Origin of the sequence: Methylobacterium sp. J-076 (assembly GCF_022829405.1) — a bacterium.
In the GTDB taxonomy this organism is placed as follows: Bacteria; Pseudomonadota; Alphaproteobacteria; order Rhizobiales; family Beijerinckiaceae; genus Methylobacterium.
This window is the reverse complement of the sequence record NZ_JAKSXW010000020.1, coordinates 1-13,825: the sequence shown is the minus strand read 5'-3', so window position 1 is coordinate 13,825 and position 13,825 is coordinate 1. Positions and strand designations below refer to the sequence as shown.

Genomic DNA, 13,825 nt, shown 5'->3' with positions numbered 1-13,825 from the left:
ATCGCCATGCTGCTCGAAGCCGAATTCTGGGTCGCCGTCGCCTTTTTCATCTTCATGGCCATCGCGTGGAAGGCCGGCGCCTTCACCACCATGACCAAGGGCCTGGACGGCCGCGCCACGCGCATCCGCCACGAGCTCGACGAGGCCAAGCGCCTCCGTGAGGAGGCCGCCGCCGTGCTGGCCGACTACAAGCGCCGGCAGGTCGAGGCCGAGAAGGAGGCCCAGTCCATCGTGGCCGGTGCCCGCGAGGAGGCGCAGCGCGCCGCCGAAGAGGGCCAGCGCAAGCTGGACGAGTTCGTGGTCCGCCGCACGAAGGCCGCGGAAACCAAGATCTCTCAGGCCGAGGCCCAGGCCGAAGCCCAGGTCCGCGCGGCGGCCGCCGAAGCCGCGGTCCGCGTCTCCGAGACGATCCTCAAGGAGCGTCTGCAGGGCGAGGCCGCCCAGGGGCTGATCCGTTCGAGCCTCGGCGAGATCCGGACCCGCCTGCGGGCCTGATCCTCTCCCCCCTCCGCCCTTCGAAAAGCCGCCTCCGGGCGGCTTTTTCGCGTCCGGTCCTCCCCGGCGCGAGTGAACGCCCGTCCCGCCGGGGGCGTTGGCGGAGCGGTCTAGGAGGCAGCATGGCGGACAGGGCGAAGATCGTCGTCATCGGGGGTGGCGTGGCGGGGCTGGAGGTGGCCACCGGCCTGGGGCGGGAGGGAAGCGCGGAAACGGTGCTCGCCGACCGCAGCCTGTCCCATGTCTGGAAGCCCATGCTGCACACCTTCGCGGCGGGGACGGCCCGGCCCGACCGACAGAAGGTCGGGTTCTTCGCCCAGGCCAAGCGCACCGGCTTCCGCTTCCAGCCCGGCACCCTCGTCGCCGTCGACCGGGCCGCCCGGACGGTCTCCCTCGTGGTGGAGGATGCCGAATCGCACCCCCCGGTCGAACTGGCCTACGACCTGCTGATCCTCGCCATCGGCAGCCGGGCCAACGATTTCGGCACGCCCGGTGTCGCCGAGCACTGCTTCACCATCGACGACCTGACCGAGGCGGAGGGCTTCCACGGCACCCTGCGCCGTCATCTCCTCCGCGCCCTGCAGGCGCAGGAGGGGCTGTCCATCGCCATCGTCGGGGGCGGCGCCACCGGGGTGGAACTGGCCGCCGAACTCAAGCACGCCATCGATCTGCTGGCCCGCTACGGCTCACCGGACCTGCCCCGGCGGCTGCGCCTGTTCCTCATCGAGAGCGGGCCGCGCCTGCTCCCGGCCTTCCCCGAGCGTGTGTCGGCGGCCGCCGCGCGGACCCTGGCGGAGCTCGGGGTGGAGGTGAGGACCGGCGCCATGGTCACCGGGGCGGATCCGGCCGGCTTCTCCCTGAAGGACGGCGGCCGGGTCGAGGCGGCCCTGAAGGTCTGGGCCGCGGGGGTGAAGGCACCGGAGGTGCTCTCCACCATCGACGGCCTGGAGCGGGGCCGGACCGGCGGCCTCGTGGTCGGGCCGGACCTGCGCACCACCCGCGATCCCGCGATCCTGGCCCTCGGCGATTGCGCCAGCCAGACCGATCCGGGATCGGGCCGACCCGTGCCGGCGACCGCCCAGGCGGCCCACCAGCAGGCCCAGCACCTCGTCCCCGCCCTCCGGCGCAACCTCGCCGCGGGCGACCTCGCCGGGCCGCTGCCGGCCTTCCGGTACCGGGAGCGCGGCGCCATCGTGTCCCTCGCGGATTTCAACGGCTGGGGGACGCTGGGGCGCTACACCTTCGGCGGCGGGCGGCTGAACGGCCTGTCCGCCCGGCTGGCCCACGATCTCCTCTACCGGCAGCACCAGCTCGGCCTGTTCGGCCCGGGGCTCGCCCTGGCCACCTGGGCCGCCGACGGGCTCGATCAGGCCGTCAGCCCGCCGGTCAGGCTGGATTGAGGGGCGGCGCGCGCCTCAATCCGTCCGGTCGTCCTCGACCTCCTTGGTCTCCTCGACCTCGGGGGCGACCTGCCCGAAATTGAGCACGGCCACGAGCGCCGTGCCGCCGAAGAGGTTGCCGAGCAGGGTCGGCAGGAAGAACCGGTGGCCGTAATCGGCGATGGAGGCCGCCCCCGTCACCACGAGGTAGAACGCCTCGACCGAGCCCGCCACGACGTGGGCGAGGCCGCAGAGGGAGACGATCCAGGTCATCAGCATGATGACGTAGGGGGCCGCGCTGTCCGTCGCCGGCAGGAACCACACCATCAGGGCGATGATCCACCCGGCGAAGATGGCCTTCACGAAGGTGGAGAGGAAATCGTGGGCGATGGCGTCGTGGCTGATCTCGGCGAAGGCCTTCAGCACCGGGGGCTCGAAGGCGCCCGCATGGGCGATGAGGAGGGCGATCGCCAGGGTCCCGATGAGGTTGCCCGACAGCACGATGCCCCAGAGGCGCAGCACCCGCCCCGCGGTCTTCATCGACCGGTCGTGCAGCAGGGGAAGGATCGGCGTGATGGTGTTCTCGGTGAAGAGCTGCTGCCGGCCCAGCACGACGACGAGGAACCCGACCGAGTAGCCCATCGAGGTGATGACCTTCGTCCAGCTCGCCTCCGGCAGGTAGGATTTCAGCACGCCCGGCACGATCAGCGACAGGGCGATGCTGAGCCCCGCCGCGAAGGCCGACAGGAACAGCGCCCCGCCATGCCGGCGCAGCTCCTCGTCGCCTTCGAGGCGGATGACCTCGTGCAGGACGTAAGCGTCCGGACGGCCGATCTCCGAGACCTCCTTGAGGAGTTCGCCGCGCCGCGCCTCCTTCTCCAGCCTGTCGTGGTCCGCCATCCGCTTGCCCCGCTCCGCCGCGCCGTCGTCGAAAGGCCGTCTCAGGCGGAGAGCCGCTGCACCAGCGCCTCGACTTCGGCCACGACCCGGGCGAGGGCGTCCCCATCGCGGCTCCGCACGACGATCCGGTTGCGGAAGCCCTCCGGCGTCATCATCGGGTAGGAGCCGATCGACACGTCGCCGTGGCGCTTGGCGAGCGCCCCGAGTTCGCCCGCGTAGTTCCCCTCGGGGATTCCGTGCGCCTCCACGGTCTCGGAGAGCATCGCCGCGCCCCCCTGCAGGGTCGGGCCGACGGCATCGAGCATCGCCTGCATGATGCCCGGCACGCCCGCCATGACCATAACGTTGCCGATGCGGAAGCCCGGCGCCTTCGAGATCGCGTTGGGGATGAGGTCGGCGCCGAACGGGATGCGGGCCATGCGCAGGCGGGCCTCGTTCAGGTCCTCCGGCTTGATCCGCTCCAGCAGCATCGCCCGCGCGCGCTCGTCCACGTCGATGCCGACGCCGAAGGCCTTCGCCACGCAATCGGCGGTGATGTCGTCGTGGGTCGGGCCGATGCCGCCGGTGGTGAACAGGTAGGTGTAGCGGGCGCGCAGGGCGTTGACCGCCTCGACGATCCTGTCCTCCTCGTCGGGGACGATGCGGACCTCGCGCAGGTCGATGCCGGCGGCGGTCAGGTAGTCCGCGATGGTGCCGATGTTCTTGTCCTTGGTGCGCCCCGAGAGGATTTCGTCGCCGATGACGAGGATCGCGGCGGTGACCGTGTCGGGGGTGGCGCTCATGGGACCTGTCGTCATTTTGAATAACCGTGCAGATAGCGCGCTCCGGCCCCGGCGCCACGTCCATCTCCCCCGCCCTCGCGGAGCGTCCCCATGCTTTGGCCCTCGCCCCTCACGCAGGGGCGGCTCCTGCGCCGGTACAAGCGGTTCCTCGCCGACATCGAGACGGAGGCCGGCGTCGAGACCGTCCATTGCCCCAACCCCGGGGCGATGATGGGCCTCCTCGCTCCGGGGAGCCGGGTGATGCTGTCCCGTTCGTCCAATCCGGCGCGGAAGCTGCCGCTGACCTGGGAGCTGGTGGAGGCGGACCTGCCCGGCGGCCCGCAATGGGTCGGCGTCAACACCCTGCGCCCCAACGGCCTCGTGGCCGAGGCCTTCCGGGGCGGCCTCATCGCCCCCCTCGCCGGCTACGAGACCCTACGGCCGGAGGTGCGCTACGCGGCGGCGAGCCGAATCGATTTCCTGGCGGGAGGGCCGGCGGGGCCGTGCCATGTGGAGGTGAAGAACTGTCACCTGCTGCGCCGGGCCGGGCTCGCCGAGTTCCCGGACTGCAAGGCCGCCCGCAGCGCCCGCCATATGCGCGACCTCGCGGAGGTGGTCACCGCAGGCGGACGGGCGCTCGTGGTCATCGTGGTGCAGATGCAGGCCGAGGCGTTCGACGTCGCCCGGGACATCGATCCGGCCTTCGACCGCGCCTTCCGCGAGGCGCGGAGCATGGGAGTCGAGACGCGGGCCTACCGCTGCGATGTCGGGCCGGAGGGCGTGGCGATCGCCGCCGAGATCCCCATCGTCACGCCGGCCTGAGGACAGCCCCGGCCGCGTCGCGCCGCCGGTGGCATCCCGCTCCCTCGGATCCCGCGGCGGCCCCCGCCGAGGACGCGGCAGGGCCGGCAATCGTCACCCTCGCTCGAACATCAGGTTCAGGCGCGAGCGCGGCAGCTCGCGGTAGCCGTGCTCCTTGAGCAGGGCCGGCAGGTCGAGCTGCCACTGGCCGGTGCCGTTCTCGATCAGGAGCAGGCGCGGCAGCAGGCTTTCCGGCGCCTCCCGCAGGAAGGGTTCGAGGATCAGGTCCTCCGCGCCCTCCACGTCGAGCTTGATCGCGTCGACGCGGGTCAGGCCCTCGTTGCGCAGGAGATCGATCAGGGTGATCGCGGGCACGGAGATCTGCGCGCCCTCGTTGGTGCCGACGATCCGCAGGCTCGATTCGCCCCGGTTGCGCGGGTCGATGAACAGGGTCAGCTCGCCGGTCTTGTCGGCCACCGCGCAGGCCACGGCCTTGACCGTGTGGAACGGATTCTGGGCGATGTTGTAGCTCAGGCGCTCGAACACGTCCTTCTGCGGCTCGACGGCGACGATCCGCGCCTGCGGCCCCGCGAAGGCGGCCACGAACAGGGCGTAGGCGCCGATGTTGGCACCGATGTCGAGGAAGACGCAGTCCTGCGGCAGCCGCTCCTTCAGCAGCGCCCGCTCCTGCGGATCGAAGAACTGCGGCGTGAACAGCACCTTCTTCTCGCAGACGTTGTTGTAGGGATGCAGCCGCATCCGGGCCCCGTAGCGGGTCACGTCGAGGGGCTTGCCCCCCAGGAGCGAGATCGCGACCCGGCGCAGCGCCAGGGCGAGGCGGCGCCCGTACCAGTTCTCCACGCCGATGCTGCTGGTGCGCCGGGTGATGGCGGCGACGAGGCCGGCCGGGGCGTAGGTTCCGTAAGGTCGTGAATCGCTCATGGCCGGCGGGTGATGCCAGCCGGGCCGCGATGTCGCAAGCGCGCGTTGCCCGGGCGGTGCCCCGCCGGTAAGCCGGGGCGCGTTTTGACGGGGTGGGTTCGGGGATGGACAGTTTCGATTCCGACGGCGTGCGGATCGCCTATATCGACGTGCCGCCCGCCTCCGGGCGGGGTGATCCGATCCTGCTCATCCACGGCTTCGCCTCGAATCACGCGGTCAACTGGGTCAACACCCAGTGGATGCGCGCCCTGAGCCAAGCGGGCTACCGGACCATCGCCCTCGACAACCGCGGCCACGGGGAGAGCGAGAAGCTCTACGATCCGGAGGCCTACTCCTCGGAGGCGATGGCCTGGGACGCCGTGCGGCTCCTCGACCATCTCGGCATCGCCCGCGCCCACGTGATGGGTTACTCGATGGGTGGGCGGATCACCGCCCACGTCGCCCTCGACCACCCGGCCCGGGTGCGCTCGGCGCTGATCGGCGGACTCGGGATGCACCTCATCGAGGGCCGGGGCCTGCCCTCCGGCATCGCCGAGGCCCTGGAGGCGCCCCCCGGCACGCCCGCCCCCAACCCGACCGCGGCGGCCTTCCGCAGCTTCGCCGAACAGACCCGCAGCGATCTGCGGGCGCTCGCCGCCTGCATGCGCGGCTCGCGCCAGACCCTGAGCCGGAGCGAGCTGGCGCAGATCGAGCTGCCGGTCCTGGTCTCGGTCGGCACCCTCGACACGGTGGCCGGCTCGGGCCCGGCGCTGGCCGCGCTCCTGCCGGAGGCCCGGGCGCTCGAGATCGAGGGCAAAGACCACTCCACCGCGGTGGGCGCCAAGCCGCACCGGGACGGCGTGCTGGCCTTCCTCGCGGCGCAGCCGTGAGGGAGTGCGGCGCGCCTCGCCACCCCCGATCACCAAGCCCCGTCATTGCGAGCGGAGCGACGCAATCCGGGGATCCGCCTCGTCCCGAGGCGTCCCGCGGCCCTGGATTGCGTCGCGTCGCCCGCGAAGACGGAGCGGGCAGAGGTCGCCGTCAGCTCTTCAGCCGGTAGCCGGTGCGGAAGATGTACGTCACCAGCCCGAGGCAGATGACGAGGAACAGGGCCGTCATGCCGAGGCTCACCGCGATGCTCACGTCGGCGGTGCCGAAGAACGCCCAGCGGAAACCGCTGATCAGGTAGACGACGGGGTTGGCGAGGCTCACCGCGTGCCAGACCGGCGGTAGCATGCTCACGGAGTAGAAGCTGCCGCCGAGGAAGGTGAGCGGCGTCACCACCAGCAGCGGCACCAGCTGCAGCTTCTCGAACCCGTCCGCCCACAGGCCGATGACGAAGCCGAACAGGCTGAAGGTCGTCGCCGTGAGCAGCAGGAAGCCGAGCATCCAGACCGGGTGGTCGATCCGCAGCGGCACGAACAGCGCCGAGGTCCCAAGGATGATCAGCCCGATCAGGATCGATTTCGACGCCGCCGCCCCGACATAGCCGAGCACCACCTCGGCGGGCGAGATCGGCGCCGACAGGATCTCGTAGATCGTCCCGGCGAAGCGCGGGAAGTAGATGCCGAACGAGGCGTTGGCGATGCTCTGCGTCAGCAGCGAGAGCATGATCAGCCCCGGCACGATGAACAGCCCGTAGGGCACCCCGTCCACCGCCGAGACCCGCGAGCCGATGGCCGCGCCGAACACCACGAAGTAGAGGGTGGTGGAGATGACCGGCGCCAAGATGCTCTGCCCGGCGGTGCGCCAGAAGCGGCTCATCTCGAACCGGTAGATCGCCCAGATCGCGGGCCAGTTCATGCCGCCGGCCATCACGCCGCCTCCCCCCGCACCAGACCCACGAAGATGTCCTCCAGCGAACTCTGCTCCGTGCGCAGGTCGCCGAACCGGATCCCCGCGTCGGAGAGGGCGGTGAGCAGCCCGGTGATGCCCGTGCGCTCGGACTTGGTGTCGTAGGTGTAGACCAGCTCCCTCCCCTGCCCCGCCAGGGCCAGGCCGAACGCGGCGAGGCCCTCCGGCACGGCATCGAGGGGGGATAGGAGCTGGAGGATCAGGCGCTTGCGGCCGAGCTGGTGCATCAGCGCCGCCTTCTCCTCCACGAGGATGATCTGCCCGCCGCGGATCACGCCGATCCGGTCGGCCATCTCCTCGGCCTCCTCGATGTAGTGGGTGGTGAGAATGACCGTGACGCCCTGCGCGCGCAGCTCGCGCACGAGGCGCCACATGTCCTGGCGGAGCTCCACATCGACGCCGGCCGTGGGCTCGTCGAGGAACAGCACCCGCGGCTCGTGCGACAGGGCCTTGGCGATGAGCACCCGGCGCTTCATGCCGCCCGAGAGGGTCATCAGCCGGTTGCCGCGCTTGTCCCACAGGGACAGGGCGCGCAACACCTTCTCGATGTGGGCGGGATCGGGCCTCATCCCGAACAGGCCGCGGGAGAAGCTCACCGTGTTCCATACGGTCTCGAAGGCGTCCGTGGTCAGCTCCTGCGGCACGAGGCCGATCGACCGGCGGGCCGCCCGGTAATCCCCGGCGATGTCGTGGCCATCGACCGTCACCGTGCCGGAACTCGGCGTGACGATCCCGCAGACGATGTTGATCAGCGTCGACTTGCCCGCCCCGTTCGGCCCGAGCAGGGCGAAGATCTCCCCGCGCTCGATGGCGAGATTCACCCCCTTCAGGGCGGCGAATCCGGACGCGTAGGTCTTCGACAGGTCCGTGATGGAGATGATGGGCATCGCGCGAGGGGGTTGACCGGGTGCCGGCCTATACCACCCCTCTCATCCCCGCTCACTGCGCACCGGGTGTGCGGGCACACGCCGGCTCGTGCGCGTCATCGCCGCTCGGCGAAGGTTTCCAGCACCTGCACGCAGAAGGCGCGCATCTGCGGATCCCGGATCTTCGAGAAGGCGGCGAGCATGGCCGCGCACTCCGCGCTCGACGGCCCCTCCACCTCGGGCGCCGGGGGCGCGCGGGTGAAGGCGCTGACCGGGAGATCGAGGGCGGTCGCGATCTGGCGCAGCAAGCGGGTGCGCTCGGCCGCCCCGGACGTGTCCTGACCAGGAAGGAAGCCACCCGCATCAGTCATGGTGCCGCCCGCTCATTCGACCGATCCGTCCGACGCGGGCCCCCTCCGCGGCCGCCGGGTGGGGGGCCGGCATCGACGCCACGTTTGCGGATGTGCTGGTGTTCGTTCGCTGCCCGGACCGGGCACCTCTCGAACATAGCGCAGGATATTGTCTTACGCGTTTCATTTCGCCAAAGCTTATATGTATCACGAGACTATCGGGAAGCTCAGCCCGTGTCATGCCCTCGGATGTCAAGGGGCTCTCGTAGCCATGCTTGGCCTGAAAGTCGCGCCCTTGCGTAGTCGCACGCGATGCGCCGGTGCGGCCCAGCACACGCCATCGGGGGCCTCCCCGCCGCACGAGCAGGGGTCTTCGCCGGCACGCGATGGTTAACGAACCCCGTCGAAGGCTGAGCGATATTTACCGATCGTCAAGGTTTACGAATGGAAACCGCGCAGGAATGCCTAACGGAAGGTGAAAGGACTCGCGGAAAATCCGTCGATGCTGGCATTGTCGCGTGGACAGCCGAACCGGAGAGCCCGATGAGCGCCCGCCTCGAAGACCTGAAGTTCCTCTTCACCCTCAGCGCGGTCGTCCTCTGCGGCAGCGGGCTCGACATCATCCTGCGCTGACGCCGTCACGTTCACGCGAGCGGCGCCTCAGGCCGCCTCGCGCTCCACCTGGCGGAGCGAATCGAGCGCCCGGTGCAGGGCGGCGCGCGCCGTGGAGACATCCGGCGCGGGGGCGAGGGGCGTGGCCTCCACCACGACGCGCCGGGGGATCGGGCCCGCCGCCTGGCGGACGCCGCCCGCCGCGTTGGCATTCCCGGTGAGGAGCAGGCCGCGCAACTCCGCCGCTCGCACCCGGCTCTCGGCCCTCAGGCGGACGAGCCCGACGAGGAGGGCCACCAGCCCGGCCGCCTCGAGCACCAACGCGACCACGTATCCGAGCGCCATCCCATCGTCCCGCAAGCTGAACCCGGCCGAACCGAAACTCTGTCGGATCATGGTTAGCGCGGGCTTAACGGGAGGGGCCGCTCACCACATGTCGAGGGCGACGCGGGCCTCGTCGGACATGCGGCTCTGGTCCCACGGGGGATCGAACACCATCGTCACCGAGCAGGACTGGACGCCCTGCACCGCCGAGACGGCGTTCTCGACCCAACCCGGCATCTCGCCGGCCACCGGGCAGCCCGGGGCGGTGAGGGTCATGTCGATGGCCACCTTGCGATCGTCGTCGATGTCGACCTTGTAGATCAGCCCGAGCTCGTAGATGTCGGCCGGGATCTCGGGATCGTAGACGGATTTGAGGGCCGCCACGATGTCGTCCGTCAGGCGGTCCATCTCGGCCGGCGGGATCGCCGAGGCGCCCTCGACGGCGGGGGTGTTGTTCCCCCCGGTGATGGTGGCGTCGGTGCTCATCGGTCTCACCCTCTCCCCGCCGCGTCGAGCGCGGCCGGTCTTGTCCCAAACAAATCAGGCGAACAGCATTTCGGCCTTTGCCAGCGCCTCGGCAAGCGCATCGACCTCGGCCGTCGTGTTGTAGAGCCCGAACGAAGCCCGGCAGGTCGATGTCGTGCCGAAGCGCGCCAGCAGGGGCATGGCGCAATGGGTGCCGGCCCGGACGGCCACGCCCTGCCGGTCGATCACCGTCGCGATGTCGTGGGCGTGGACGCCCTTCATCTCGAAGCTGATCACGCCGCCCTTGTCCTTGGCGTTGCCGATGATGCGCAGGGTGTTCATCCGGCCCAGGCGCTCGTTGGCATAGTTCGTCAGCATGGTCTCGTGGGCGGCGATCCTGTCCCGGCCCAGCGCCATCATGAATTCCAGCGCCGCCCCGAGGCCGACCGCCTCGATGATCGCCGGCGTGCCGGCCTCGAACCGATGGGGCGGATCGTTGTAGGTGACCGCATCCTGGCTCACCGTCCGGATCATCTCGCCGCCGCCCTGGTAGGGGGGGAGACGCTCCAGCCACTCCTTCTTGCCGTAGAGCACGCCGATCCCGGTCGGCCCGTAGACCTTGTGGCCGGTGAAGACGAAGAAGTCGCAATCGAGGTCGCGCACGTCGATGGGCTGGTGGACGGCACTCTGCGCCCCGTCGAGGAGCACCGGCACGCCGTGGGCGTGGGCGATGCGCACGATCTCCTTGGCCGGCGTGACCGTGCCGAGCACGTTCGACATGTGGGTGATCGCCACCATCTTGGTGCGCGGCGTGAACAGCTTCTCGAAGTCCTCGATGTGGAAGTTGCCTTCGTCATCGACGGGCGCCCACTTGATCACGGCACCCCGGCGCTCCCGCAGGAAATGCCAGGGCACGATGTTGGAGTGGTGCTCCATGATCGAGAGGATGATCTCGTCCCCCTCCCCGATCAGCCCGGCCCAGCCCATGGACGAGGCCACGAGGTTGTATGCCTCGGTGGCGTTGCGGGTGAAGATGATCTCGTCCGTCGAGGCCGCGTTGAGGAACTGGCGCGTCGTCTCGCGGGCGCCCTCGAACCCCTCGGTGGCGGCGTTGGCCATGTAATGCAGGCCGCGGTGGACGTTGGCGTAGCCGGTCTGCATGCAGTTCACCATCGCGTCGATGACGGCGCGGGGCTTCTGCGCGGAGGCCGCGTTGTCGAGATAGACCAGCGGTTTGCCGTAGACCTTCTCCGACAGGATCGGGAATTCCTTCCGGATCGCCTCGACGTCGTAGGCCGTGGTGAGGACGGGTGCGTTCATGGTCGCGACCTTCTGAAGACTTTGCCGCTCCCTGCCGCAAGCCTCATCCTGAGGTGCCGGGGCGAAGCGGAGGCCTCGAAGGAGGCCTCCAGCTGTCATTGCGGTCCCTGGAGCCCTCCTTCGAGGCGGCTGTCGCCGCACCTCAGGATGAGGTCCCGGGTTGGACGGGTGGCGAAGCGGGGATCACCCCCGCGCCGCGAGCCACGCCTCGATCTCGCCGATCAGCGCCGCGCGGGCGCCCTCGTGGGTGACCGATTCGACCGCCTCGCCGAGGAAGGCCTGCACCAGCAGACTCTGGGCCAGGGGGCGCGGCAGGCCGCGGGCCATCAGGTAGAACAGCAGGTCCTCGTCCGGGGCGCCGCAGGTGGCGCCGTGGCCGCAGGCGACGTCGTCGGCGAAGATCTCCAATTCCGGCTTGTTCATCATCTGCCCCTCGTCGGTGAGGAGAAGACAGTCGGACTTCATCTTGCCGTCGGTCTGCTGGGCCGCCTGGCGGACGATGATCTTGCCCTGGAACACGCCGGTCGCGTCGCCGTCGATCACGGTCTTGAACTGCTCGCGGCCGACGCCGCCCACCGCCGCATGGTCGGCGAGCAGGGTCGAGTCGGCGAGCTGCCCGCGGCGCAGCATGGCCGCGCCGTTGACGACGACGTTCGTGCCCTCGCCCGCGATGTTCAGGAAGATCTGGTGGCGAGAGAGCACCGCCCCGGTCACCACGGCGACCGATTCGAGCTGCGCCCCATCGTCCAGGCGGACGCTGAGGGTGGAGAGGGCCACCGCGGCGTCACCCTCGCGGTTCGTCCGGGCGTGCCGGAACACGCCGCCCGTCTCGATGCGCACGTCCATGGCGTCGTTCGGCTGGTAGGTCAGCCCGTCCGGCCCCTCGTGGCTCTCGAGGATCGTGACCTCGGCGCCCTCCCCGATATCCACCAGCACGCGGGTGGCGGTGGAGAACGCCTCGGCGCCCGTGCCCACGAAGCGCAGGTGCAGGGGCAGCGCCGGCTTGGCGCCGGGGGCGACGGTGATCAGCGCGCCATCCGCCAGGAATGCGGTGTTGAGCTGGTAGATCGCGTTCTCCCGGGCCTGCGCCACCGGGGCGAGGCGGGTGAGGCGCGCGTCGCCCTTGCCCATCGCATCGTTGATCGGCGTCACGGTCACGCCCTCCGGCAGGCCGGACAGGTCGGACAGGGCGCGGATCAGGTGGCCGTTTACGAAGGTCAGCCGGGCGGCCTCGATGGCGGAGAAGCCCTTGGCGGCGGCCACCGCCTTGCGGGCGGCTTCCGCCGAGGGGGCTTCGGCCGGCGGCGCGGCCTCGGTGATCGCGGCGCGCAGGTCGGTGTACTTGAACGCCTCGACCCGGCGGCTCGGCAGGCCGGTCGCCTCGAAGAACCGGAACGCCTCCTCGCGGCCGATGGCCTCCTCGGTGGCGAAGCTCTTGCGTCCGGCCTCGAACAGGGCCGACAGGCCCGTCTCGGCCCCCGTGCGGAGGTTCTTGACCTCGGCCATCACGCGGCCTCCCCGGTGCGGTACTCGGCGTAGCCGGAGGCCTCGAGTTCGAGGGCCAGCTCCTTGCCGCCGCTCTTCACGATCTGCCCCTTGGACATGACGTGCACCACGTCCGGGACGATGTGGTTCAGGAGCCGCTGGTAGTGGGTGATGACGAGGAAGGAGCGGCCCTCGGCGCGAAGCGCGTTCACCCCCTCGGAGACGATGCGCAGAGCATCGATGTCGAGGCCGGAATCGGTCTCGTCCAGCACGCAGAACTTCGGCTGGAGCAGCGCCATCTGGAGGATCTCCATGCGCTTCTTCTCACCGCCGGAGAAGCCGACGTTGAGGGCGCGCTTGAGCATCTCCTTGTTGATCTCGAGCTTGTCGGCGGCGGCGTTCACCGCGCGGATGAAGTCCGGCGTCGAGAGCTCGCCCTCGCCCCGCGCCTTGCGCTGGGCGTTCAGGCACGCCTTCAGGAAGGTCATGGTGCCGACGCCGGGGATCTCCAGCGGGTACTGGAAGGCCAGGAACACGCCGGCGGCGGCGCGCTCGTCCGGGGCCATCTCCAGGAGGTTCTGGCCGTCGAGCAGGATCTCGCCCTCGAGGACCTCGTAGTCCTCCTTGCCGGCGATGACGTAGGAGAGCGTCGACTTGCCGGAGCCGTTCGGCCCCATGATCGCGGCGACCTCGCCATCGTTCACGGTGAGGTTGAGGCCGTTGAGGATGCGGTTGTCCTCGATCTGCACGACGAGGTTCTTGATTTCGATCATGTCGTAGTCGTCCCAATTCGATTCCGAGCATCCCTCCCCCCACTGCGGGGGAGGGTGGCCCCTGCGTCAGCAGGGGTCGGGAGAGGGGAGCGCCCTCTCCGAATAAGTCGCGACGGGAGCCTCATTCTGAGCCGTCGCGCTGCCCCTCTCTCGACCCCCTCACGGGGGCCACCCTCCCCCGCAGAGGGGGGAGGGAGGAGTGTTGTGCGAGCGGTTCAGCCTACCGAGCCTTCGAGGCTTATCGAGATCAGCTTCTGGGCCTCGACGGCGAACTCCATCGGCAGCTGCTGCAGCACGTCCCGGAGGAAGCCGTGGACGATCAGCGCGGGCGCCTCCTCCTCGGAGAGGCCTCGCTGCAGGCAGTAGAACTTCTGGTCCTCGCGGATCTTCGAGGTGGTGGCCTCGTGCTCGAACACCGCCGAGGCGTTCTTCGACTCGATGTAGGGCACGGTGTGCGCCCCGCACTGGTCGCCGATCAGCAGCGAATCACAGTTCGTGAAGTTCCGGGCGCCCTTGGCC

Annotated in this window: 16 protein-coding genes; 4 read left to right on the top strand and 12 right to left on the bottom strand. The window is 70.0% G+C overall.

Annotation, left to right across the window (positions count from 1 at the left end; all coding sequences use genetic code 11):
* The first annotated feature begins 9 nt into the window (after positions 1 to 9).
* Both MKK53_RS00995 and MKK53_RS00990 read left to right on the top strand, forming a co-directional pair.
* Positions 10 to 495 (top strand): ATP F0F1 synthase subunit B, encoded by a 486-nt coding sequence (locus MKK53_RS00995; RefSeq protein ID WP_243926030.1) that lies wholly within the window; start codon positions 10 to 12, stop codon positions 493 to 495.
* Between the two features lie 122 nt (positions 496 to 617).
* Positions 618 to 1,895, top strand: coding sequence for an NAD(P)/FAD-dependent oxidoreductase (locus MKK53_RS00990; RefSeq protein ID WP_243925997.1), 1,278 nt, complete (start codon positions 618 to 620; stop codon positions 1,893 to 1,895).
* 15 nt (positions 1,896 to 1,910) lie between these two features.
* Here the strand turns inward: MKK53_RS00990 and MKK53_RS00985 are convergent, their stop codons facing one another.
* Together MKK53_RS00985 and MKK53_RS00980 are read right to left on the bottom strand one after the other, a co-directional pair.
* Entirely contained in the window at positions 1,911 to 2,774 is an 864-nt protein-coding gene (locus MKK53_RS00985; protein ID WP_243925995.1) for a formate/nitrite transporter family protein, read from the bottom strand.
* 41 nt (positions 2,775 to 2,815) lie between these two features.
* The gene (locus MKK53_RS00980) at positions 2,816 to 3,556 is read right to left on the bottom strand and encodes a competence/damage-inducible protein A (RefSeq protein ID WP_243925993.1); all 741 of its coding nucleotides are present in this window, start codon (positions 3,554 to 3,556) and stop codon (positions 2,816 to 2,818) included.
* Between the two features lie 90 nt (positions 3,557 to 3,646).
* Here MKK53_RS00980 and sfsA point away from each other — a divergent pair, with 90 nt between their 5' ends.
* The gene (gene sfsA / locus MKK53_RS00975; RefSeq protein ID WP_243925991.1) at positions 3,647 to 4,357 is read left to right on the top strand and encodes a DNA/RNA nuclease SfsA; all 711 of its coding nucleotides are present in this window, start codon (positions 3,647 to 3,649) and stop codon (positions 4,355 to 4,357) included.
* Positions 4,358 to 4,450: 93 nt separating this feature from the next.
* Here sfsA and MKK53_RS00970 read toward each other — a convergent pair whose 3' ends face one another.
* Complete coding sequence (locus tag MKK53_RS00970; RefSeq protein ID WP_243925989.1) at positions 4,451 to 5,278, bottom strand: FkbM family methyltransferase; 828 nt, start codon at positions 5,276 to 5,278, stop codon at positions 4,451 to 4,453.
* A 104-nt stretch (positions 5,279 to 5,382) separates the two neighbouring features.
* Here MKK53_RS00970 and MKK53_RS00965 point away from each other — a divergent pair, with 104 nt between their 5' ends.
* Positions 5,383 to 6,147 (top strand): alpha/beta fold hydrolase, encoded by a 765-nt coding sequence (locus MKK53_RS00965; RefSeq protein WP_243925986.1) that lies wholly within the window; start codon positions 5,383 to 5,385, stop codon positions 6,145 to 6,147.
* A gap of 151 nt (positions 6,148 to 6,298) precedes the next feature.
* Here MKK53_RS00965 and MKK53_RS00960 read toward each other — a convergent pair whose 3' ends face one another.
* The 9 genes from MKK53_RS00960 to MKK53_RS00920 all read right to left on the bottom strand — a co-directional run.
* A complete protein-coding gene (locus MKK53_RS00960; protein ID WP_243926028.1) occupies positions 6,299 to 7,060 on the bottom strand; it encodes an ABC transporter permease in 762 nt (253 codons plus the stop codon).
* Between the two features lie 11 nt (positions 7,061 to 7,071).
* On the bottom strand, positions 7,072 to 7,998 hold the full coding sequence (locus tag MKK53_RS00955) for an ABC transporter ATP-binding protein (protein WP_243925984.1): 927 nt from the start codon (positions 7,996 to 7,998) through the stop codon (positions 7,072 to 7,074).
* Positions 7,999 to 8,093: 95 nt separating this feature from the next.
* Positions 8,094 to 8,348 (bottom strand): hypothetical protein, encoded by a 255-nt coding sequence (locus MKK53_RS00950; protein WP_243925982.1) that lies wholly within the window; start codon positions 8,346 to 8,348, stop codon positions 8,094 to 8,096.
* 639 nt (positions 8,349 to 8,987) lie between these two features.
* Entirely contained in the window at positions 8,988 to 9,284 is a 297-nt protein-coding gene (locus MKK53_RS00945; RefSeq protein ID WP_243925980.1) for a hypothetical protein, read from the bottom strand.
* Between the two features lie 81 nt (positions 9,285 to 9,365).
* Positions 9,366 to 9,749, bottom strand: coding sequence for an SUF system Fe-S cluster assembly protein (locus MKK53_RS00940; RefSeq protein WP_238206422.1), 384 nt, complete (start codon positions 9,747 to 9,749; stop codon positions 9,366 to 9,368).
* 54 nt (positions 9,750 to 9,803) lie between these two features.
* Complete coding sequence (locus tag MKK53_RS00935) at positions 9,804 to 11,048, bottom strand: cysteine desulfurase (protein ID WP_243925978.1); 1,245 nt, start codon at positions 11,046 to 11,048, stop codon at positions 9,804 to 9,806.
* Between the two features lie 183 nt (positions 11,049 to 11,231).
* A complete protein-coding gene (locus MKK53_RS00930) occupies positions 11,232 to 12,554 on the bottom strand; it encodes a SufB/SufD family protein (RefSeq protein WP_243925976.1) in 1,323 nt (440 codons plus the stop codon).
* Positions 12,554 to 13,306 carry a Fe-S cluster assembly ATPase SufC gene (gene sufC, locus MKK53_RS00925; protein ID WP_243925974.1) on the bottom strand — a complete coding sequence of 251 codons (753 nt, stop codon included), beginning with the start codon at positions 13,304 to 13,306 and terminating at the stop codon, positions 12,554 to 12,556. The genes MKK53_RS00930 and sufC overlap by 1 nt, the downstream gene beginning before the upstream one ends.
* 215 nt (positions 13,307 to 13,521) lie before the next feature.
* Positions 13,522 to 13,825 (bottom strand): SufD family Fe-S cluster assembly protein (locus MKK53_RS00920; RefSeq protein WP_243925971.1); only part of this gene is annotated, 304 nt, incomplete at its 5' end.